Origin of the sequence: Pontiella agarivorans (assembly GCF_034531395.1) — a bacterium.
Classification (GTDB): Bacteria; Verrucomicrobiota; Kiritimatiellia; order Kiritimatiellales; family Pontiellaceae; genus Pontiella; species Pontiella agarivorans.
This window is the reverse complement of the sequence record NZ_JARVCO010000012.1, coordinates 1-20802: the sequence shown is the minus strand read 5'-3', so window position 1 is coordinate 20802 and position 20802 is coordinate 1. Positions and strand designations below refer to the sequence as shown.

The window sequence follows — 20802 nt, the reverse complement described above, 5'->3', positions numbered from 1 at the left end:
ATAATCGGAATCCGCCCCGCAAACCGCTTAAATGAATGTAATTTTTCAGGAGAAGTTTTATGGGCGGAGCCATCATTGCTGTAATCTGTATTATCGGGGCGGTTATCTGGGGGATTTGGGCGGGAAAAAAGCGCCGCGACGACATGACCCTGCTGGCCGAGGAGCTCGGGCTGGATTTCCGGCATGAACGGAATTATCAACTGGCCGACCGCTACAGCTTTCTTGATAAGCTGCGTCAGGGCTCCAACCGCTATGCCTACAATATGCTGGCCGGAAACTACCGCGATCACGACATCGCGGCGTTTGACTACCACTATGAGACACATTCCACCGATTCCGATGGAAAACGCAAAACCCACCACCATCACTTTTCGTTCTTCATCCTTACACTGCCGAAGTTTTTTCCGGAACTGACCATTGCCAAAGAGGGCCTCTTTTCAAAAATCGCCCAGGCCGTGGGCTATGACGATATCGACTTTGAAAGCCATGAGTTTTCAAAATCGTTTGTTGTCCGCTGCAAAGATAAAAAATTTGCCTACGATTTCTGTAACGCGCGCATGATGGAATTCCTGCTGAATCATCGGGATATCAATATTGAGCTCGATCAGAACCAGCTGGCTGTCGGCTATAACACGAAACTGAAGGTTGAGGAGATCCGCCCCCACCTGGATCGCCTGATTGAAATCCGGAAGCTGATGCCGAACTATCTCTTCGAGGACTGACCCGTGCTGGTGCTGATTCCTTTTCTCCTTATTTCCCTGATTCCGGTCATCTGGGCCATTGCCACCTACAACACGCTGGTGGCGCTGCGGAATCATATTTCCGAATCCTGGAGCGATGTGGACACCGAACTGCAGCGGCGCTATGAACTGATTCCCAACCTCGTGGAAACTGTAAAAGGGTATGCCCGCCACGAGCAGGAAACCCTCGAACAGGTCATCACGCTTCGCAATCAGTGCCATGCCGACCACGGAAGTATCGACCATCAGGCCGGCACTGAAAAACAACTGGTGGCCGGCGTCCAGCGCCTGATGGCCATTGCCGAGGATTATCCGGACCTGAAGGCGGACCGTAATTTTTTACAGTTGCAGCAGGAACTGGTGAATACCGAAGACCGCATTCAGGCCGCGCGCCGCTTCTACAACGGGAATGTCCGCGACTACCGGAATAAATGCGAAGCTTTTCCCAGCAGCCTGATCGCCAACGGCTTCGACTTTAAACCCCGCGATTTTTTCAATGTCAATCCCGCCGTCCGCGAAGCCCCTGCGGTTAAACTGAAAACATGAATCCGGAGAATCAATGATTGCACCACCTAAAGCTTATGAAAACATCTCCTTCCTGAACTCGCCCTATTGCCGCCCCGTACGGCTGCAGCTCGAATACCTGCATCCGGAAGTGACGATGCAGGAGCAGGGCGTCAAATCCACCATCGTCCTGTTCGGCAGCGCACGAATCCCCTCTCCGGAAACGGCCGATGAATGTAAAAACCAGAATCTCGCCGGGCTGGTTTCCTACTACGAAGAAGCGAGGAAACTTTCACACCTCATCAGCACCACCTCCCAAAACAATCATGATTGCGAATATGTCATCGTAACCGGTGGCGGCGGCGGAATCATGGAGGCGGGAAATCGCGGTGCCGATGAAGCCAACTGCAAATCAATCTCGCTGAATATCCAGTTGCCGTTCGAGCAGGAAGCAAATCCTTATGTGACCCCCGAACTGAACTTTGAGTTCCACTATTTCCACATGCGAAAAATGCATTTCCTGCAGCGCGCAAAAGCAGTGGTGATTTTTCCGGGCGGCTTCGGCACCTTTGATGAACTGTTTGAAGCACTCACCCTGATCCAGACCAAAAAAATCGACCGCATGCCGGTGATCCTCTTTGATTCCAAACATTGGAAAAAACTGGTGAACTGGGAATATCTCGCCGCGTGCGGCCTGATCAGCCCAGAAGACCTTGAAATCATTACCTTCTGCGACAAAGCGGAAGAGGCCTGGAATGTCATCACAACGTTCTACGAATAACTGATAGGAGATGAACATGAAAAACGCAATCGCCCTGTTCACAGCACTGACCGCCATCAGCCTGCTTTCCGGCTGTAACATCACCCGTTTTTCAACCACGCAGCAGCATGCGGTGGGCCGGGAACTGCTCGATCTGCATGAAGCGCATACGAAAAAGATTATCAGCGATGCGGAATATGCCCGGCTCAAAAGCCGGCTGCTGGCATCCAGTCACGACACGAAACTGCAACAGGAAGGAAATAACAAAACCATGGTTCATGTGATTGCATTCATCAAAGTCAAACCGGAGCACCGGGAAGAATTCACCCGAATCTTCAAGGCCAACATCCCGAATGTACTGGCGGAAGACGGGTGCATACAATACACCCTGACTGCCGATACCGACAGCGGCATCGACATTCAGACCAAAGATCCGAATATCCTGACAGTCATCGAAAAATGGTCTTCCAGAGAGGCATTGCAGGCGCATCTTGCCTCTCCGCACATGAAGCAATACGGAAGCGACACCGAAGGAATGACCGAAGGACTCGATCTGCGGGTGCTTGAAGACGCCTAAAGGATCCGCTGCCGAAACCGCTCCGGATTCCGGGGCGGTTTTATACCACTTGCTGAAACATACTGACCACCCGCTCCGCTGGAGGACTCGGAGAACACAGAGTCCTTCCTCCGTGTTCCTCTGGGTCCTCCGTGGTGAAACTTTGGAGATTCTGGACTACGAGGTTTATACCGAGCATTAATCAAACAGGGTATTATTTTACCAGAAACTGAAGCACCGTATTTAAACGCGGAATATCCAGAGCCTGAAAATCTTCAATATCCTCCCTGCGGACCAGCCGCAGGCGACGGATACACAGCACAAAAATCAGCACATAAATGATGCCGATGAGAAACAACTGGCCGATGTTCAGCCACTGATTTTCCATCCACAGGAAAAGCTCAATTTTATCGGTCAATAGGTGCAGCAACCACGCCAGCAGCATCAGAACGAGGGTTATACGAAAGAAAAAAGCGGCCGGGAAATAGACGCCTCCAAGCACGCGACGGATCACCATTGTACGGAACGGAATGGTGCAGATAAAAGTCCCCGCAACCGCACTGATTCCGCCCCAGACCCCCATTCGAAGCTTCACAATCAGCAGCCAGTCCAGAAACAGATTCACCACAATCTGCAGGATGAGCATGGGCACCATATGCAGGACTTTCTCTTTTGCTTTAATGGCGGCAGAGAGCGGCATGGAAAACAGCGGCATCAGTAAAACAATGCAGAATATCGCGGCCAAAGCCCCGGCCTCGTTCATTTCGCCTTTATATAGAATCCGATAGGCATCCGGCGCAAAAAAAGCCCCCAGAATACCGACCGGAAGCGCCAGCAGCATCAGTATTTTATAATAAGAGCTGATCAGCCGGCCCAGGCAACTCCGATCCCGCACATAAGCCTCCGCGAACGCTGACGTAAAAATCGGAAGCAAGGCGAGAGGAAGAAACGTAATAACGGTATACGGGAGTGTGTAACCGAGATCATAAACACCGGCCAGGGTGGCCCCGCCGATCGCAGCAATAAAAAACACCTCGGAATATTTAAACATTACCATGCGCAGAATCGTGCTGAGCATAACCGTCCCGGAGAAGGCCAGTGTGCGTCGTTTTCCAATGCCGGTTTCATCGGCACTCCACGGCAGACTGTGAATATGGCGGTACAGCAGTACCGCGCCGAACGAATAGAACGAAGTGATGGAAAGCATCTGCACAAAAAAGACGGCCCCCACCTCCGGCCGGTACTTCAGCCAGACATAAAGCAGCACCAGCCAGACGACACCATGTATCATGGACAGAATCGCCACAATGCGGGTTTTAAAAAGTGAGGTAAATACCGTGCCTACAAAATCCTTCAGCAACAGCAGGACTGCAAATCCGCAGGCCAGCATCAGATAAAAATCAAAATGCTCAATATGCTCTGCCAGAAAAAGACGCTGCAGCGGCGTGCGCAATAAAATCAGAACTGTGGCAACAAGCACCACCGCCGTAAACTGAAGAACCGCCGATTTCCAAAGCAGATGCTGCAGACCTCGCTTATTCCGGCGGGCGGCCAGCTCCGGGATATAGCGCATCAGCGCCGCACCCAGCCCAAGGCTGCACAACACGACCATATACTGAGAAATATTGGTCATCAGGCTGTAGACCCCATATTTCTCTTTGCCCAGCCCGTTCACCGTGAGCATGCTGATCCCGAAATAGACAAAAAACAGCACCAGCTTGCCGATAATCATCCACGGAACGCTACCGACGGCTTCCCGCGAAAAGAATCCTGATTCTCCGGGATTTTTCCGCGCACTCTGGGCGTCACTATGCATATTTCATGGCAGGGGTCAGCCGTTGCGGGCTCGATCAATACGCCGTACCATCGAGGGATGACTGTGCAGCAGAAATTCGATCCAGGCCGCAGGCTCTTTGTTGGAAAGATTCTGATCGGCCAGTTTTTCAAGGGCGGAAACCAACGGATCGGCAGAACCCATCGTCGCCACCGCATAGGCATCTGCCGCGAATTCCCTCCGGCGCGAATGCATATTGGAAAACGGCATCGAAATGAGAGAGAAAACGAAAAGACAGAAAATAAACACCGGTGCAGCCGCTATATCATAAATTGCACCCAGATTCAGCAGCCCGGTCAGTTGGATCAGACAAAAATTCGCCACAAAAAATCCCAGCAAAGCCAGCACAGAAGCGGTAGCCATAAGACGCCAGGTATCCTTGTTTTTATAGTGTCCGACTTCGTGGGCAAGAATGGCCAGAATCTCCTCCTTTGAATAGCCGCTCAGCAACGTATCACCGAGAATAATGCGCTTGGTTCTCCCGAATCCGGCAAATGCGGCATTAGCCGTGGTGGTCTTTTCTTCCAGTCCCCATTTAAAGACTCCGACCACTTTAATCCCCGCCTCATCCATCATCTTCCGGACCGCATCCGTCAGCTCTCCTTCTTCCAGCGGCTCAAACTTATGAAACAACGGCATAATCAAAACCGGAGCTAGCGTAGAGATAACCACTGAAAAAAGAATATAGAACACCGCGGCAGCCAGCCACCACCATTCGGGAATCCACCGCAGCAACCCATAGATAACCGAAAACAGCACTGAGGCCAGCAGAATATCAATGAACAGCGACTTCACAAAATCGCCCAGCCACTCACCGAACGTCTCGTTCGACAATTCATAATGATGCTCCAGCACATAGCCGCTGTAGTACGTTAACGGCAGCATAAATGCCGAAAAGCCAAAAACCGCAACGGCGGTATATACCGCATTCGTCACAAACCACAGGCCGGCACCGAACCGGGCCTCCAGCCCGGCTGCAAGGGCCGCTGATGCCCCTGTGAACTGAAAGACCGCCAACAGGGCAATCAGCACGATAATTTCAATAACAAAAAGACGGTTATGGACGGCATCATATTCTTTCGCCATCGCTTCGCGGTTATTTTCTTTTTCAGACATGATTAAAGGTCGCTCGCATAGCCGATGACGGTGAGCAGACGGTCGAGTTCATCGTTATCATGATAGTCAATTTCCAGCGACCCTCTCACTTTTTTTCCGTTCGCCAGCGTTTTTGAAGGCGAAATCCGAATACTTGTTCCCAGATACTGATGCAACTCATCCGTGAGCGTCTGCAGATAATCGGCGGGCAGATCTGATTTTTCCGCCCGCGGTTTTTTCGGAGGCATGGTCAGCTTCTTCACCAGCTTTTCCAGAGCCCGCACAGACAGGCCGTCCTTGATCGCTTTGCGGGCCAGAATCGCCTGATCTTTCTCTGTCTCGAGCGACAGCAACACCTTTGCATGCCCTACCGAAAGCAATCCTTCCGCCACATACTTCCGGATAGAGTCCGGCAGCTCCAGCAGGCGCAGTGCGTTGGCGACGGAAGCCCTCGCCTTCCCGACCTGCCGTGCAACCTGATCCTGTGTCATATTGAATTTTTTCTGCAGCAGCGCATACCCCTCGGCCTCTTCAATCGGGTTCAGATCTTCGCGCTGCAGGTTTTCAATCAGAGCAATTTCAAGTGCTTTTTCATCGGATGCTTCAATCACAATCACCGGCACACGCTTAAGCATGGCCGCCTGGGACGCACGCAACCGCCGTTCACCGGCAATCAGTTCAAACTTGGTTCCCACCTCACGCACCAGCAACGGCTGCAGCACCCCATGAACCTTAATGGACTCCACCAACTCTGTGAGTGCATCCGCCTCGAACACGCTCCGGGGCTGCCACGGACTGGCCACCACTTTCGAAACCGGAACTTCGCGTACGCCGGAGGCTTCGCCCTCAGCGGTTTTTGTCGGTGCGGCTTTAACCGGCGCTTTTTTAGCCACAGCCTTTCTTTTGGCTGTGGTGCCATCCTTTATGAGTACATCGAGCCCTCGTCCGAGCGCTGCTTTTTTCCCCGCCATAGATCTTCCTCTCAAATTGCCTGAAAGCTTCGAATATTCCCTGCAAAACGGGCAAAAATAAAGGCTAATCGTCGCCCAATCGCATCCGCACACCCACCACAGGAATCTGCATCCGCTCTGCCGAAACCACCTTATTTTCCACTATTTTCCGCCCGTTGCTTTTATTGGAGCATATACAATGCCCCGCCATTCAACAGGAAAAGAACGATGACACATTACCAGACCGGAATTATAGACGACCTTCCCGCCCATGGACGCTACCTGACCTTCGAACGCATTCCCGGAACCTCTCCGGCCGAAGCCCTCCTGCGCCTCAAAACCATCGCCGACGGAACCGATCTGGTGGTCGGCGTGGGCCGCTCACTGGCCATGGAGCTGAATGCCGACCTTCCAAACCTTGGAACTTTTCCGGCGCTTCCCGATGCGCGCATCGAAGTTCCCTCCACACCCGCAGCTCTCTGGTGCTGGTTGCGCGGGGCGGAACGCGGCGCTCTAATCAACCGAAGCCGAGACCTTAAAGGACTGCTTTCGGACGCCTTTGAATGCATTCACACGATCGATGCGTTCAAACACGGCTCCGGCCGTGATCTCACCGACTATGAAGACGGCACAGAAAATCCCGCAGGGCAAGCGGCACAGGACGCCGCCTTTCTGCAAGGTGCCGGTCCCGGCCTCGACGGATCAAGCTGCGCCGCCGTGCAGACCTGGGTACACAACCTTAACCGCTTTAAAGCCCTTTCCCCGAACGAGCAGGACCGCACCATCGGCCGGCGGCTGAGCGATAACGAAGAGCTCGCCGATGCTCCACCATCGGCACACACCAAACGAACCGAAAAGGAAAGCTTCACCCCGGAAGCATTCATGATGCGACGCTCCATGCCCTGGGCCGACTCTTCGGCCGAAGGACTCAACTTCGTGGCCTTCGGCCGCGATTTCCGCTCCTTCGAAGTGCAGCTGGCCCGCATGGTCGGCATCGAGGACGGCATCACCGATGCCCTCTTCAATTTTTCCCGGCCGGTAACCGGCAACTATTTCTGGTGTCCGCCGATCCTTCAAGGCCAGCTCGATCTCCGGGCCCTGAACCTGTAGCAACGTAATCTTGCCGCGCTTCCGAACTTTGGATAGCGTTCTGTTTTTAAAATCAAGGAGGATGCACACATGAAAAAACTCTTACTGCTTTGTACTGCTCTGATCGCCGCGGGGTGCGCGCTCGCTGATACCAGCCTTTCGGCCTATGGAACCTACTGGGAGGCAGATTCATCCGGTCAAGGAGCCGGGCTGCGCCTGAAAAAAACTTTTCTAGGTTTCGGAGCCGTTGAAGCGCGCGGCGGTTATGTAAACTTCGACGACATTGAAACAGACATGATTCCCCTCGATGCCTCCATTAATGTCCGCCTCCCCTTCATGATTTCGCCCTATGCCGGTGTGGGGGCCGGATATTATTTTATGGATTCCGATGCCGGCGGAATGGACGATACTTCCGGCGTATTTGCCCAGATCGGTGTGGAAGCCACCTTCCTCTGGATCGGAGCGCTTGCCGAGGTGCGGTATTATGACCTTGAGGAAAATTATTTTGACGGACCGTCCTATAATATCGGTCTGCTGCTGAAATGGTAAAACCATCATGAATGTTGACATCTACTACGCCAAAGTCTGCGGTCTCTGCACCGAAGCCATCGATTTCCTGCACAAACGCGGGATTACCTTCACCGCCTATGCCATCGAATACGACGCCGATGCCGATGAATTTGTGGACTCGGACAATACCCGGGAAATGTACCGCCGCTGCGGCGGACCCGTTGACTTTGTTCCCCAGATCTTCATCGGGGACCGGCATATTGCCGGATGGCGAAAACTGGAACCGATGATCGAGTCCGGAGAAATCGATAAGATCCTACCCGAAGGTGGCTAGAATCCGCTGATACCGCTCCAAATCCTCGTCGGAAAAACAGACGCAGTAAACCTGCCTCACACGGCTCCCCTCGCCCAGCGCCCGAAAAATTTCACACAGAGCAATTCCGCAGGCCCGTTCAAACGGAAAATTGTAAACGCCGGTGCTGATACATGGAAAGGCCAGCGAATTAATACGGTGTTCCTCAGCCAGCTGAAAGCATGTACGGTAGCAGCAAGCTAACAGTTCATCCTCCCCCTCACAACCGCCATGCCACACCGGACCCACCGCATGAATTACAAATCGCGAGGGCAGATCATAGCCGTCGGTCAGCTTGGCTGAACCGGTCGGGCAGCCCCCGACCATGGCGCACTCGGCCTTCAGCCGCGGGCCTGCCGCACGATGAATCGCCCCGTCAACTCCGCCGCCGCCCAGCAATGTCGGATTTGCCGCATTCACAATGGCATCCACCTTTAATGCGGTGATATCGCCTTTGATGATCTCTACCATGATGATTAATATAGTGCTTTACACCGCAGAGGTTTTCAAACGGAAAGTGGCAGAGCATTCATCGACAGCAACAACATTCTGCGGCACTCACAGTGCCTCCAGACACAGAACATCCAGACTCAGGAAAAAAGTAAGTTCTGCGGATAAGGCGAAGGGCGGGCCCGACCTACATGGCACGGCCCACTCCTTCGTTATCCGAATGTTGATCCGTTCCAGCCCCAGTGGTCCCTTTCGAGCGACTGAAAATTGATATAAATCCGCTCCGGCGGAATGCCCAATTGCTTATGAAGCAGTTCACACAGGTCTTCGCTGATCGCCCGGTTCACCGTCGCGTTTAGTCCGCCAAGACTTTTGACCTCTGCAAATGCGGCATCGCCTTCAACCCCGGACATCATAACAGTCGTCTTTTCAGCAACAACCATGATGTATTGCTCCGGCTTACCCATGCCGTCGGCGATCAGGCCGGACAGCTCAGGCAGAAGCTCCGCAGGAATTTCCTTTGTACATTTCAGATTAAGCATCGGCATATCAGCCTCCTTATTTCAATGCGGACGGAATCTCAATGGTATAACCGGAGGCGGTGTGCCTGCGAAGCACCTTCAGATGAGGTTCAATGATCTCAAGCGCCGCGTCGTATTGCACACTGCTGAGCGTTTCCAGCCAGGCATCGATATCGATGCAAAGCCATTCCGAACTTTGCCCGTTTATTTTTGTAAAACGGATGATTTTCGGATACGCCTCGGGACAGGCCGCCTTCAGATCACGCATCATACGGTAGGATCTCGCATAGGGATTTTTTCTGGACCGGTTAAAATGCCGCCCCCAGTCTCCCCAAGGTTTATTGAATTCCGTGCAGATTTCCTCCGAAAATACCGTGGCAAATCCCTCTATATACCAGTCCTTGATCCGGGCATTGATGAAATGACCGCACTCGTGCGTCAACAGGGGGTAGTAGTTTTTCCCGTCGGCATCCACACCAATGTATACCACAAATTCCCCGTTATCCGGATTGATGCACTGCGTCAGCGAAAAATCTTCAGCAATACGGTAGCGACGGGCCGTTTCATTTTTTCTGGAACGCCGGAAAATCACATCCTTCACCGGTATATCGGGTTTTCCGTATTGCTCTTCCAGGCTATCCAGACATTGGAAAAAAAAGGCTTCCGCTTCAGGATCACCGAGGGGCTGATATGCGGCATGAATCGGGCCATCCGGCACACCGTTGATCATCGTGGAGCAACCGCTGATCAGCACTGCAATCCATACCGCTATGGCGAAAAACCAACGCATCGCCGAACTCAGCTTTCCATCAATTCTTCCACACGCTCGCAAATCAGGTGCATCATGAGTTCATGCCCTTCCTGAATGCGCGGGGTATGTGACGAACAGGAAATTAGAAGTGCGTAATCAGACAACGGAAAAATTTTCCCGCCGCTTCCTCCGAGAAAACCAACGGTTTTAATGCCCAGCTCTTTCGCTGCCTCAAAGGCTTTCAGTACATTTCCTGAATTCCCGGAGGTTGAAAAACCCACCAGAATATCACCGGAACGCCCCAGCCCCTCCACCTGTTTCGAGTAGATCTCTTCATAGGAAAAATCGTTGCTGATCGACGTCATGACCGATGCATCGGTATTCAGCGCAAGACCGGCGTAGGGCCTCCGGTTCATAAGAAACCGATTCACCAGTTCGCCGGCAAAATGTTGAGCATCGGCTGAACTTCCGCCATTTCCGCACGCCATTACCTTTCCTCCGGCTTTAAGACAATCTGCCATCAAAACCGCAATATCCTCCACAACAGGGATCAGTTCCCGAAAAACCTGATCCGAAACTGCACGGGACTCCGCCTGAATTTTTGCAACATCCATAAAAATATCCTCTACCCCTCAACCGGCGGCGTATCGGCGGTTTTCCGCGTAGGCTCTCCGACAATTTCAGCCACTTTCACCGTGATATTACCGATACCGTCGATGCCGAGCGATTCGCGCACACGCTCGCGGACGCGTTGCTGCAGCTCTTGTGTAAGTTCGGGGATCTTTGTACCGGAGAGCACTTTTACACGGATGACTATATCCACGCCGCCTTTATTATGATTCAACCGGCTGTCAATACTTTTGACCGAACCGAACTCTTTGCCGACGCGTTCAATAAAGTCCTTGATCGCCTTAGTGCTGATCCCAACGCAGCCGCCATCGGATTGGAAGTCGATGAATTTTTCCTTTTTCCCGACGAAACGCGCCACCCAGCCGAGAATCACAGCCGCAATCATTACACCTCCCAGCATCAGACTGCCGAACGGCGTGGCCATCATGTCCCCGATTTTAATACCGAGGTCACGGTTAAAGGTATTGCCGTAGATCAGTGCACCACCGAGAATCAGCAGCACGGCGTTAGTAAGTATACTGCCTATTCCGGTGCGTTTCATCGCGCTATTCCTCGAGAGCTTTTTTTTCGGTACGACTGTTTCGAATGCCCTGAACCACCACATTAACGGCATAGACCTCTTTTCCGGTCATTTCCTCAATGCTCTTTTTAACGGCGGCCTGCAGCTGCAGGCAGATCTCCGGGATATTCACTCCGAACTCGAGAACCACAGTCAGATTAACCGTCAGTAAATCCCGCTCTTCCTCGACCCGAATCCCTTTATCCTTGGCCTTCTTTCCGATGATACCCGCAATGCCGTCGGCCAGCGAGCCCTGCAACTCAACCACGCCGGGCACTTCTTTTGCAGTCTCGTGCGCAATAATGGCAAAAACGTTGGGATTGATACTGATCCGACCGTATTCAGAACCGGACATTTCAGGTGCCACAGTCAACTCCTGCATATCCATTACCGCATTGCCTGTAGCATTTTCCATTGTCAGCTGTCCCCGCAGTCTATGCGTTCAAAAACACCTCATGCATGAATTTTTCAAGATAGGCTGTGTTATAGGTCCCGTCAATAAAGGCCTTATCTGCCATCAGTGCTTCCCCCAGCGGAACCGAAGTGTGGGGACCGCTGATGGTGAACTCCTCCAGCGCGCGGCGCATACGCATGATGGCCTCTTCCCGATCTTTTCCGTGAACAATGATTTTTCCGATCATACTGTCGTAATAAGGGGAAATGTTATACCCGGAATAGACGTGCGAATCGATGCGTATACCGGGGCCACCCGGAAAATGAACCGCTTCAACCGGGCCCGGAGCCGGTGTGAAGTTGTTATACGGATCCTCTGCATTCACCCGATACTCGATCGCATGCCCCGTAATCCTCAGTTCATCCTGTGTGAATGAAAGCGGCTCTCCGGCAGCAACCCGGATCTGTTCTTTCATCAGATCAATGCCCGAAACCTCTTCGGAAACCGTATGCTCCACCTGAATCCGGGTGTTCATTTCCATGAAATAGAATTTTTTCTCAATTTCGTCATAGAGGAATTCAAGTGTGCCCGCACTGTTATACCCGACGGCTTTACCGGCTTTAACCGCAGCATCACCGAGGGCCTTACGCTCTTCGTCGCTCAGCGTCGGACACGGTGCCTCTTCGACCAGTTTCTGATGACGACGCTGAATTGAACAATCGCGCTCACCGACATGGCAGACATTACCGTGTTTGTCGCCGATGATCTGCACCTCCACATGGCGGGCCGATTCGATGTATTTTTCCATGAACAGATCTGGGTTCCCGAATGACGCTTCGCCTTCTGCCGAAGCCGCCATGAATCCCTGCACCAGAGAGACATCGTTACGTGCCACACGCATTCCCTTGCCGCCACCACCGGCAACAGCTTTGAGCAAAACCGGATAGCCCATTTCCTGCGCCAGAGCGAGCGCATCATCAGAAGTCTTTAAAATCCCGTCAGACCCCGGCGTAATCGGAACCCCGGCCGCCTTCATCGTGTCGCGGGCAATAGCTTTGTCGCCCATCTGGCTGATACATTCAGCAGAGGGGCCGATAAAGGTGATATTGCAGTTGGCACAGATTTCAGCAAAATGAGCATTTTCCGCAAGAAAACCATAACCGGGATGAATGGCATCCACATCAGCCACCTCAGCTGCACTGATGATATTGGTGATTTTCAGATAACTGTCGGTTGCCGCTGCGGGCCCGATACAGATGGCTTCATCGGCCATCTGAACATGGAGCGAATCGACATCCGCCTCGGAATAAACCGCAACAGATTCAATGCCCAGTTCTTTGCATGCACGGATAATGCGCAGAGCAATTTCACCACGGTTGGCTATGAGTACCTTTTTAAACATGGGCAGCCCCTTATTTCGGTTCTACAAGGAAAAGCGGCTGGCCATACTGCACCGGTGCTGCGTCATCAACGAGGATTTTCCGGATGGTCCCCTTCACTTCGGCTTTGATTTCATTCATCACCTTCATGGCCTCAACAATGCAGACCACCGTATCTTCAGTAACTTCCGTGCCGATTTCGGCGAAGTTATCCGCATCCGGGGCCGGTTTACGGTAGAATGTTCCAACAATTGGAGACGGAATTTCAATCAGCCCCTCATTTTCATCAGCAGGAGCAGCAGCAACAGGAGCAGCAGCAACAGGAGCAGCAGCAACAGGAGCAGCAGCCGGTGCGGCATAAACCACCGTCTCTTCGCCGCCGCGCTTCATCGCCAGTTCAAAATCATCGTCCTTCATCTTGAACTCGGTCAGCTCGTTCGCCTTCATCAGTTCAACGATGCGCTTAATATCCTTGATTTCCATAGTCAGCCTCTCCGGTTATAAAATTGTGCAATCTCCGGAAACTAAACTAAATTTCAGCGCTAATGCCCAGCTCTAATCCAAAACTAGTGAACCTCAAAAAATATAGAACAGCCCTGTCCATTACGCCCGGAAAACCGCGTCTATTCTTAACATAGCACGCCACACTTAAGGCAACAGGGAGATCGAATATGAACAGAAGAACATTCGGAACCGTGGCGGCAGCCGGCACAGCTGGCCTCAGTGCTTTTGCGAACCAGGCAACCTCCGCCGCCGCTCCTCCTTTCAAACTCAACTATGCTCCGGGCTTCCGCCACTTTGTTCACAGCGCCGGAAAAGACCCCCTCGATCAAATCCAATTCATGTACGACCATGGCTTCCGTGCCATCGAAGATAACGGCATGATGAAAAAGCCGCCCCAACTGCAACAGAAAATCGGCGACAGACTTTCAGCTCTGGGCATGACCATGGGTGTCTTTGTCACCGGTTTCGGAATGAACAGCCAGATGCTCACTTCCAACATTGTAGGCGATAAATACCGGGGGAAAGGCATCTCGCCGAATAAAAAATCTGTTCAGGCTGAACTGAAAAAAATGTGCGAACAGTCGATCGAAACCGCCAAACGCGTGAATGCCCGCTGGACCACTATTGTTCTGGGAGCCCACAATCCGAACCTCAACTATGAATACCAGTTTGCCAACGTCGTCGAAAATCTGAAATTCTGCGCCGAACTGATGGAGCCGCATGGGCTGATTATGGTTATGGAACCGCTGAACTACATGAATCACCCCGGGGTCTTTCTAAAGACCGTGGCTCAAGCCTATACCATAGCAAAGGCGGTGGGCAGCCCATCGTGCAAGATTCTCAGCGATCTCTATCACGAACAGATCCAAAACGGAAATCTGATCAACAATATCGACCGAGCCTGGGACGAAATCGCCTACTTTCAGGTCGCTGACGTGCCAGGCCGGAAAGAACCGACTACCGGCGAAATAAACTATAAAAATATTTTCCGGCACCTTCACCAAAAGGGCTACAAAGGCCTCATCGGAATGGAACACGGCATCAGCCGGTCCGGCATTGAAGGCGAACAGCGCCTGATTCAGACCTACCGGGAAGTCGACAGCTTTAAGATTTAAAACGGAGAAACAGCATGATAACTCACAGCAGAAGAAGAACCTTTCTCAGCTCCTCTATCGCAACAGGTGCCGGCCTGACCATTCTCCCTTCCGGCACGCTCGCCGGCAAAGGTCCCGGCGAAAAACTCAACATCGCGCTGATCGGCGCCTACGGGCGCGGAAAACAACATTATCACGATCTCAGAACTCAGAATATTGTGGCCATCTGCGATGTCCACAGCGAATGCATGAAATTTGCCGCCAAGGAATTTCCCAAAGCCAAGCAGTATACCGACTGGCGCAAATGTCTGGAGCAGAAAGATCTTGAAGCTGTCGTGATCTGCACACCCGATCATCACCATGCCTTCATATCAATATGGGCTATGAACCGCGGACTCCATGTTTACTGCGAAAAACCGCTGGGCGACTGCGTAGCGGAAGCCCGTGCCGTACGCGAAGTGTACTTGAAAAACAAAAAAAAGCTGGCCACGCAACACGGCACACAGCGTCATGCCAACCCCAACTTTGACCGTGTTGCGGAAATGATCAAAGGCGGTGCGATCGGCGAGCTCAAAGACGTGCACACCTGGGGCAACCGCACCCACAACAAAACCGCCTACCTCCCGGCCGACGGCAAACCTCCGGCAGGCATTAACTGGAACCAGTGGATCGGCCCCGTTCAGTGGCACCCCTACAATCCGGGCTATTTTGACCTGCGCCCCGGACGCGGCTGCCTCAGCTGGAATATGTACGATGATTTCGGAAGCTGGCAAGTCGGCGACATGGGCAGTCACACCGTCGACCTCGCCTGGAACGCTATCGATGCCGAAAGCCCCATCAAAGCCAAAGCGTTCGGTGATTCGCCGAGCCCATACGTCTGCCCCTCCAAACTGACCGCCATTTTCACTCTTCCCGCAAATAACTGGCGCGATGAAATTCGCCTGGCCTGGTACCAGGGCGGCCCTCGCCCGAAATCTCCAAACAATGCCCTGGATCTCAACAAAATCAGCCACGGCGCTCTTTTTAAAGGAACCAAGGGCGTCCTGATCGCCGACTTCAATAACCGCATTCTGCTTCCCCTCGGTAAAGACACCGATATGACCTACTACACCCCGCCTCACAAAGCCCGCGCCCCGATTGGCGGATTTATGCAACAGTGGTTTAATGCCTGCAAAGGCGATCTTAAAACCGACTGCAACTTTGATTACGCAGGAAAAATGATCGAAACGCTAATGCTTGGACTGGCGGCTCACAAAGCCGGAAAAGAACTTAAATATGATGCCAAAAGCGGCCGCGTGACCAACGACGAAAAGGCCAACGAATACCTCTCCAAAAAATACCGCGAAGGCTGGGTGCTCAATGGTTAAGCAATGGTGGGCAGCCCTCATTGCCGCATCATCGGTTCTTGCCGGCGGCGAATGGCAGAACTGCTTCAACGGAAAAAATCTGAACGGATGGACGGTCAAAGTAACCGGCTTTGAAACCGGACAGAATCCGGGAAACCTTTTCCGCGTTGAGAACGGACTGCTTACGGTCTCTTACAGCGACTTTCCGAATAACAGCTTTAAGGACGAATTCGGCCACATCTTCATCAACCGCCCTTTCACAAACTATCACTTCAAATGCGAATACCGCTTCTTAGGTGATCAATTCCCCGGCGGACCGAAATGGGCCCATACCAACAGCGGGGTCATGCTGTCCGGGCAGGCCCCGGAAACGATGGAGAAAGAACAGAAATTCCCGACCTCCCTCGAATTCCAATTCCTGGCCCAAAACGAATCCGGAACACGCACAACCGGTTCCATCTGCACACCGGGGACATACGTAGATGTAAATGGAAAAACCATCAAACAACACGTTATAAAAAGCCGCGGTACAGCGTTGCCTGCAGGCGAATGGGTTCAGGCTGAAGCCATCTTCAAAAACGGAAAAGTCAGTCACATCATTAACGGAAAAACCGTCATTGAATACAGCAACCCGAAATTTGACGATGGAACTCCCCTCACCTATGGCTGGATTTCACTCCAGGCCGAAAGCCACCCTATACAGTTTCGTAATATTCAGATCAAAGAACTCGATTGAGTGGCGCATATCGGCAAAACCCGCCGCCGGATTTTACAGGAACAGGACATTTCCAAGATCTGGAAGTCCTGCTATATTCACTGCATGAAAACTGCAGATTGGCTCTTCCACTATAAAGCTTTGGTCACCGCGGTCTATGATGGCGACACGATAACTGTCGACATTGATCTCGGCCTGAAAATCGCCGTCAGAGGAGAAAAAATCCGACTGCATCGCATCAATGCCCCCGAGGTTCGCGGTGCTGAAAAAGAAGCCGGAAAAGTATCGCGCGACTTTCTGCGTTCCAGAATTCTCGGAAAAGAAATACTCATCGAAACGATCAAGGACAAAAAGGGCAAATACGGCCGCTATCTCGCGGAAATCTGGCTTGAGGAAAACAGCTCGTATATCAACATCAACGATGAGCTGGTTGAAACCGGCCATGCCGAATACAAAGACTACTGATCTACAACAATGACTCCGCTCCAACCGGCAGATTCCGGCTAAGCGGAAACATCCATCTGCAACACAGGATGCAAAAAAAGCGGCCCTAAGACCGCTTTTTCATATTCGCCCTAAAGAATATACTACAGCATTTCAGCAATTTTTTCAGCCATGCCCACATACGAGGCCGGCGTCATCTCAAGCAGACGCTGCTTGTCCGCTTCATCGAGTTCCAGACTCTGAACAAATTCACGAATCGTCTGTTCGGTGATTCCATCTTTGCCCCGGGTCAAATCTTTGAGCTTTTCATACGGTTTTTCAATCCCGGCTTTACGCATGACCGTCTGCACCGGCTCGGCCAGTACTTCCCATGCACTATCAAGATCAGACGCAAGCACATCCTCGCGCAATTTAAGCTTACCGAAACCTTTAAGCGTTGAGAGATAAGCAATCATGGAGTATCCGAAACCGACCCCCATATTGCGCAGTACCGTGGAATCGGTAAGATCGCGCTGAAGGCGCGAAACCGGAAGCTTAGCCGAAAGATGCCCGAAGACCGCATTCGCGATTCCCAGATTACCTTCCGAATTCTCGAAATCAATTGGATTAACCTTATGTGGCATGGTGGAGGAACCGACCTCCCCTTTTACGGTTTTCTGTCCGAAATAGCCCATGGAAATATAGGTCCAGATATCACGGTCAATATCGATGAGAATCGTATTGAACCGGCTGATGGCATCAAAAATTTCGGCCATATAATCGTGCGGCTCAATCTGAGTGGTAAACAGATTCTGTTTAAGCCCGAGCTGATCTTCAATGACGCCCCGCGCCAGCGCCGGCCAATCAACGTCCGGATAAGCCGACAAATGAGCATTAAAGTTTCCAACGGCACCATTCAGCTTTCCAAGAATCTCAACCGATTCCGTTTTATGCTTCTGCATAGCCAAACGGTCTGCAAAAACCGCCAGCTCTTTTCCGATCGTCGTCGGCGAAGCCGTCTGACCATGTGTGCGAGCCAACATAGAGACACTTTTCCAATCATTGGAAAACGTTTTCAACGCATCAATCATTGCCTGCTGATGCGGCAGAATAGTCGCGATCCCATCTTTCAGCATCAAAGCATGCGATAAATTGTTGATATCTTCCGAGGTGCATGCAAAGTGCAGAAATTCTGAAAGTTCTTCCAGCGAGGTTCCGGCAATTTTTTGCTTCAGGTAATACTCAACCGCCTTCACATCATGATTGGTCGTGCGCTCAATCTCCTTAACCTTTTCCGCTTCCTGCGGTGTAAAATCTTCGACAATACCTATGAGCAACGTCTTTTCCTCGTCGCTCAGGCCTCGGCACTCCGGAATCCCGGCCTCGGCACACAGGGCCATAAGCCAGAGCACTTCAACACGCACACGGTTGCGTACCAGCGCATATTCAGAAAAACATTCGGTCAGCTCAGCAACCTTCGATGCATAGCGCCCGTCAATCGGGCTGATGGCAGTAATCATTTATCTTCTCCTAAATCTGTTCCGAAAAGCGGGAATATAGACACCCCGCACTCGTTGAGCAAAATAAAAGCCGCCCCGATATTACGGAGCAGCCTTTCCAGAACCTAAAATGGCAGACGTTGGAACTTAGAATCCGCGGAAAAACCGCTTGCGCGGTAGCGACCTTTCATCCTCACGGCCGGAATGGCGACGCGCTTCCTCCTCATTCTGTACCGGAGAAAATCGGTCATCAAAGACCCTTCCTTTTTCCGAAACCAGTATAGCCGCCGCATGCTGTTTTAAAATCCAGCTTACTCCATTTCTTGGCAATCACATCGTCGAGCATCGCTCGTTTGTATTGCTTTTCCGGCCCGGATTTTCCAATATTTTTAATGGTCTCCTTCTATAATCCGATGAACCTCGCAACCGTCGAGTTCGATATCTCAGAGAACAAACTGCGCCATCCACTTGGTCTACCACGAGTTCACGATGAAAAGTAGTGCGAGCTGGTTGCCATGATTTTTCTTCCGGTCCCTGGAAGCCTAGAAGGATGAGACAACCAGCCGCTTTTTCCACTCAAGACGCTATTCCCTAAAAAGGCGGAAAACGACCGGTTCAGTGAAATATTGCCTTAGACGGAGGCAAGCCTGCCCCTCCACTTTTTATACGCTGCTTTCAGCGCATTCGCCCGATGAGAAATACAGTTTTTTACAGAGGCATCCAGTTCAGCAAAGGTTTCTTCATAGCCATCAGGTACGAAAAGCGGATCATATCCAAATCCATTGGAACCCCGCCCCTGATCAATAATATGTCCCTCGCATTTCCCCGCTACCGTTTCAGTATTCCCCTCCGGATCAGAAAGTGCAATCACGGTTCGAAAACGCGCATTTCGGTCGTCCTTGCCCTCAAGCTCACAGAGAAGCTTGGTGTTATTCTTTTCATAGGAACACGGCTCACCTGCATAACGGGCCGACCATACCCCCGGGGCGCCGCCCAAAGCATCAACTTCTAACCCCGAGTCATCCGCCAATGTCCAACACCCCGTTGCCACAGCCAACTCTCGAGCCTTTTTGCAGGCATTACCCTCGAAAGTATCGGCATCTTCTACAACATCAGGAATTTCGGGAAAATCAAATGCCGAAAGAACTTCCAAACCCCTGAAATCAAATATTGTTTTTATCTCTTCCAGCTTGTGCGCATTGCGGGTTGCAATGACCAGTTTCATAATTAGCTCCTGCCTCTTGTTCATCGCCTTCTTGGTCGCGCAATTTTGGTTGCACGTTCCAAAAACGAATCTCGATTTGATTGTACCGCCACAGGATTACCGAACCGGTCCCACACCACAAGCACATACCCTGCATATACGCGGCCTGATTTTGCTGAGCTTTTTGCCAGGGGCACAGCTGAAGATTCGAACTCGACAACCACTCCATGCTTTTCCGGAAGAACAAAAGAATACTCTGTCGATGCCCCCGCTTTTGAAAAAGCCCCGGTTCTCATCTCTTCGGCCAGAACAACAAGCACTGCGGTTAGCTCCCCTTTATAAATGCGTGTATTTGCTTTTTTGATAGATGCCCGGCAGATAATAGATTCCGAATTGCCGGAGGTACTGCTGTTCGATGTTTTAGAAACATCCAAACTCAGCTTCGGAGGTATTATTTCCTCCAGATAAGACAAATCATTTTCAGAAAGCTGCTCCGGATTGTATTCCGTCTTTGTACCAGACTGATTCTGAACGACCACCTTGCCGGCATTCATGGTTACAAATTCACCCTCCCAAATACGGCCAGACCGATCCTCCCAAATACGAAACTCTGCGAAACTCGAAAATTCTGCAAATATACCCATCATCAGCACAACATATATACTCTTCATCTTTTCTCCGTTATCCAGGCTCCCACGGCTTATACATTAAACCTCATTCTACGAAATTAAGCCCTGGTCCAAAGTCAGGATATCTTATTGACACAAAAAAACCCTGAAACAATTAAGTTTCAGGGTTTGAAAAATAAAAACCGGCTGCGTGCTACTCTCCCAGGGTCTACCCCCTAGTACCATCGCCGCTGAGGCCCTTCACTTCTGTGTTCGGAATGGGAACAGGTGTTTCCTCCTCGCTATGGCAACCGGAAAATCTTCTAAAATCTACA

General features: G+C 51.6%; 25 protein-coding genes and 1 rRNA gene. 11 read left to right on the top strand and 15 right to left on the bottom strand.

Going from position 1 to position 20802, the window contains the following annotated elements:
• Positions 1-59 precede the first annotated feature (59 nt).
• The 4 genes from P9H32_RS13035 to P9H32_RS13020 are packed head-to-tail and all read left to right on the top strand — an operon-like array spanning position 60 to position 2581.
• Positions 60-722 carry a hypothetical protein gene (locus tag P9H32_RS13035; RefSeq protein WP_322609349.1) on the top strand — a complete coding sequence of 221 codons (663 nt, stop codon included), beginning with the start codon at positions 60-62 and terminating at the stop codon, positions 720-722.
• Between the two features lie 3 nt (positions 723-725).
• On the top strand, positions 726-1286 hold the full coding sequence (locus tag P9H32_RS13030) for a LemA family protein (protein ID WP_322609348.1): 561 nt from the start codon (positions 726-728) through the stop codon (positions 1284-1286).
• Positions 1287-1299: 13 nt separating this feature from the next.
• Positions 1300-2025 carry an LOG family protein gene (locus tag P9H32_RS13025; RefSeq protein ID WP_322609347.1) on the top strand — a complete coding sequence of 242 codons (726 nt, stop codon included), beginning with the start codon at positions 1300-1302 and terminating at the stop codon, positions 2023-2025.
• A 16-nt stretch (positions 2026-2041) separates the two neighbouring features.
• On the top strand, positions 2042-2581 hold the full coding sequence (locus tag P9H32_RS13020; protein ID WP_322609346.1) for a putative quinol monooxygenase: 540 nt from the start codon (positions 2042-2044) through the stop codon (positions 2579-2581).
• 193 nt (positions 2582-2774) lie between these two features.
• Here P9H32_RS13020 and P9H32_RS13015 read toward each other — a convergent pair whose 3' ends face one another.
• The 3 genes from P9H32_RS13015 to P9H32_RS13005 are packed head-to-tail and all read right to left on the bottom strand — an operon-like array spanning position 2775 to position 6460.
• Complete coding sequence (locus P9H32_RS13015; RefSeq protein ID WP_322609345.1) at positions 2775-4376, bottom strand: oligosaccharide flippase family protein; 1602 nt, start codon at positions 4374-4376, stop codon at positions 2775-2777.
• A gap of 15 nt (positions 4377-4391) precedes the next feature.
• The gene (locus P9H32_RS13010; RefSeq protein WP_322609344.1) at positions 4392-5510 is read right to left on the bottom strand and encodes a M48 family metallopeptidase; all 1119 of its coding nucleotides are present in this window, start codon (positions 5508-5510) and stop codon (positions 4392-4394) included.
• Between the two features lie 2 nt (positions 5511-5512).
• On the bottom strand, positions 5513-6460 hold the full coding sequence (locus tag P9H32_RS13005; RefSeq protein WP_322609343.1) for a ParB/RepB/Spo0J family partition protein: 948 nt from the start codon (positions 6458-6460) through the stop codon (positions 5513-5515).
• Positions 6461-6667: 207 nt separating this feature from the next.
• Between P9H32_RS13005 and P9H32_RS13000 the strand changes: the two genes are divergently transcribed.
• From P9H32_RS13000 to P9H32_RS12990, 3 genes are all read left to right on the top strand, one after another.
• Entirely contained in the window at positions 6668-7549 is an 882-nt protein-coding gene (locus tag P9H32_RS13000) for a Dyp-type peroxidase (RefSeq protein WP_322609342.1), read from the top strand.
• Positions 7550-7618: 69 nt separating this feature from the next.
• Positions 7619-8077, top strand: coding sequence for a hypothetical protein (locus P9H32_RS12995; RefSeq protein WP_322609341.1), 459 nt, complete (start codon positions 7619-7621; stop codon positions 8075-8077).
• A 7-nt stretch (positions 8078-8084) separates the two neighbouring features.
• Positions 8085-8372: a glutaredoxin domain-containing protein gene (locus P9H32_RS12990; protein WP_322609340.1), complete on the top strand. Its 288-nt coding sequence runs from the start codon at positions 8085-8087 to the stop codon at positions 8370-8372.
• Here the strand turns inward: P9H32_RS12990 and P9H32_RS12985 are convergent.
• The 8 genes from P9H32_RS12985 to accB form a co-directional block, all read right to left on the bottom strand.
• The gene (locus P9H32_RS12985; RefSeq protein ID WP_322609339.1) at positions 8355-8861 is read right to left on the bottom strand and encodes an O-acetyl-ADP-ribose deacetylase; all 507 of its coding nucleotides are present in this window, start codon (positions 8859-8861) and stop codon (positions 8355-8357) included. The genes P9H32_RS12990 and P9H32_RS12985 overlap by 18 nt on opposite strands.
• Before the next feature lie 191 nt (positions 8862-9052).
• Positions 9053-9388 carry a phenylpyruvate tautomerase MIF-related protein gene (locus P9H32_RS12980; RefSeq protein ID WP_322609338.1) on the bottom strand — a complete coding sequence of 112 codons (336 nt, stop codon included), beginning with the start codon at positions 9386-9388 and terminating at the stop codon, positions 9053-9055.
• A gap of 10 nt (positions 9389-9398) precedes the next feature.
• Positions 9399-10151 (bottom strand): hypothetical protein, encoded by a 753-nt coding sequence (locus P9H32_RS12975; RefSeq protein WP_322609337.1) that lies wholly within the window; start codon positions 10149-10151, stop codon positions 9399-9401.
• Positions 10152-10159: 8 nt separating this feature from the next.
• Positions 10160-10726 carry a D-sedoheptulose-7-phosphate isomerase gene (locus tag P9H32_RS12970; protein WP_322609336.1) on the bottom strand — a complete coding sequence of 189 codons (567 nt, stop codon included), beginning with the start codon at positions 10724-10726 and terminating at the stop codon, positions 10160-10162.
• An 11-nt stretch (positions 10727-10737) separates the two neighbouring features.
• On the bottom strand, positions 10738-11283 hold the full coding sequence (gene amaP / locus P9H32_RS12965; RefSeq protein ID WP_322609335.1) for an alkaline shock response membrane anchor protein AmaP: 546 nt from the start codon (positions 11281-11283) through the stop codon (positions 10738-10740).
• A 4-nt stretch (positions 11284-11287) separates the two neighbouring features.
• On the bottom strand, positions 11288-11716 hold the full coding sequence (locus P9H32_RS12960) for an Asp23/Gls24 family envelope stress response protein (RefSeq protein WP_322609334.1): 429 nt from the start codon (positions 11714-11716) through the stop codon (positions 11288-11290).
• Positions 11717-11735: 19 nt separating this feature from the next.
• A complete protein-coding gene (gene accC, locus P9H32_RS12955) occupies positions 11736-13097 on the bottom strand; it encodes an acetyl-CoA carboxylase biotin carboxylase subunit (protein ID WP_322609333.1) in 1362 nt (453 codons plus the stop codon).
• A gap of 10 nt (positions 13098-13107) precedes the next feature.
• Entirely contained in the window at positions 13108-13557 is a 450-nt protein-coding gene (accB, locus tag P9H32_RS12950; protein ID WP_322609332.1) for an acetyl-CoA carboxylase biotin carboxyl carrier protein, read from the bottom strand.
• 188 nt (positions 13558-13745) lie between these two features.
• Between accB and P9H32_RS12945 the strand changes: the two genes are divergently transcribed.
• The 4 genes from P9H32_RS12945 (at position 13746) to P9H32_RS12930 (ending at position 17198) form a co-directional block, all read left to right on the top strand.
• Entirely contained in the window at positions 13746-14693 is a 948-nt protein-coding gene (locus P9H32_RS12945) for a hydroxypyruvate isomerase family protein (RefSeq protein ID WP_322609331.1), read from the top strand.
• 14 nt (positions 14694-14707) lie between these two features.
• Complete coding sequence (locus P9H32_RS12940; RefSeq protein WP_322609330.1) at positions 14708-16039, top strand: Gfo/Idh/MocA family oxidoreductase; 1332 nt, start codon at positions 14708-14710, stop codon at positions 16037-16039.
• Positions 16032-16754, top strand: a complete 723-nt coding sequence (locus P9H32_RS12935) for a 3-keto-disaccharide hydrolase (protein WP_322609329.1) — start codon at positions 16032-16034, stop codon at positions 16752-16754. The genes P9H32_RS12940 and P9H32_RS12935 overlap by 8 nt, the downstream gene beginning before the upstream one ends.
• 84 nt (positions 16755-16838) lie before the next feature.
• Entirely contained in the window at positions 16839-17198 is a 360-nt protein-coding gene (locus tag P9H32_RS12930; RefSeq protein ID WP_322609328.1) for a thermonuclease family protein, read from the top strand.
• Positions 17199-17320: 122 nt separating this feature from the next.
• On the opposite strand, the gene purB is transcribed toward P9H32_RS12930, so the two are convergent.
• The 4 genes from purB to rrf form a co-directional block, all read right to left on the bottom strand.
• Positions 17321-18676 (bottom strand): adenylosuccinate lyase, encoded by a 1356-nt coding sequence (purB, locus tag P9H32_RS12925; RefSeq protein ID WP_322609327.1) that lies wholly within the window; start codon positions 18674-18676, stop codon positions 17321-17323.
• Between the two features lie 610 nt (positions 18677-19286).
• On the bottom strand, positions 19287-19880 hold the full coding sequence (locus tag P9H32_RS12920; protein ID WP_322609326.1) for an XTP/dITP diphosphatase: 594 nt from the start codon (positions 19878-19880) through the stop codon (positions 19287-19289).
• A 20-nt stretch (positions 19881-19900) separates the two neighbouring features.
• A complete protein-coding gene (locus tag P9H32_RS12915) occupies positions 19901-20530 on the bottom strand; it encodes an SHD1 domain-containing protein (protein WP_322609325.1) in 630 nt (209 codons plus the stop codon).
• Positions 20531-20668: 138 nt separating this feature from the next.
• Positions 20669-20783, bottom strand: a 5S ribosomal RNA gene (gene rrf, locus P9H32_RS12910).
• Between the last annotated feature and the right edge of the window lie 19 nt (positions 20784-20802).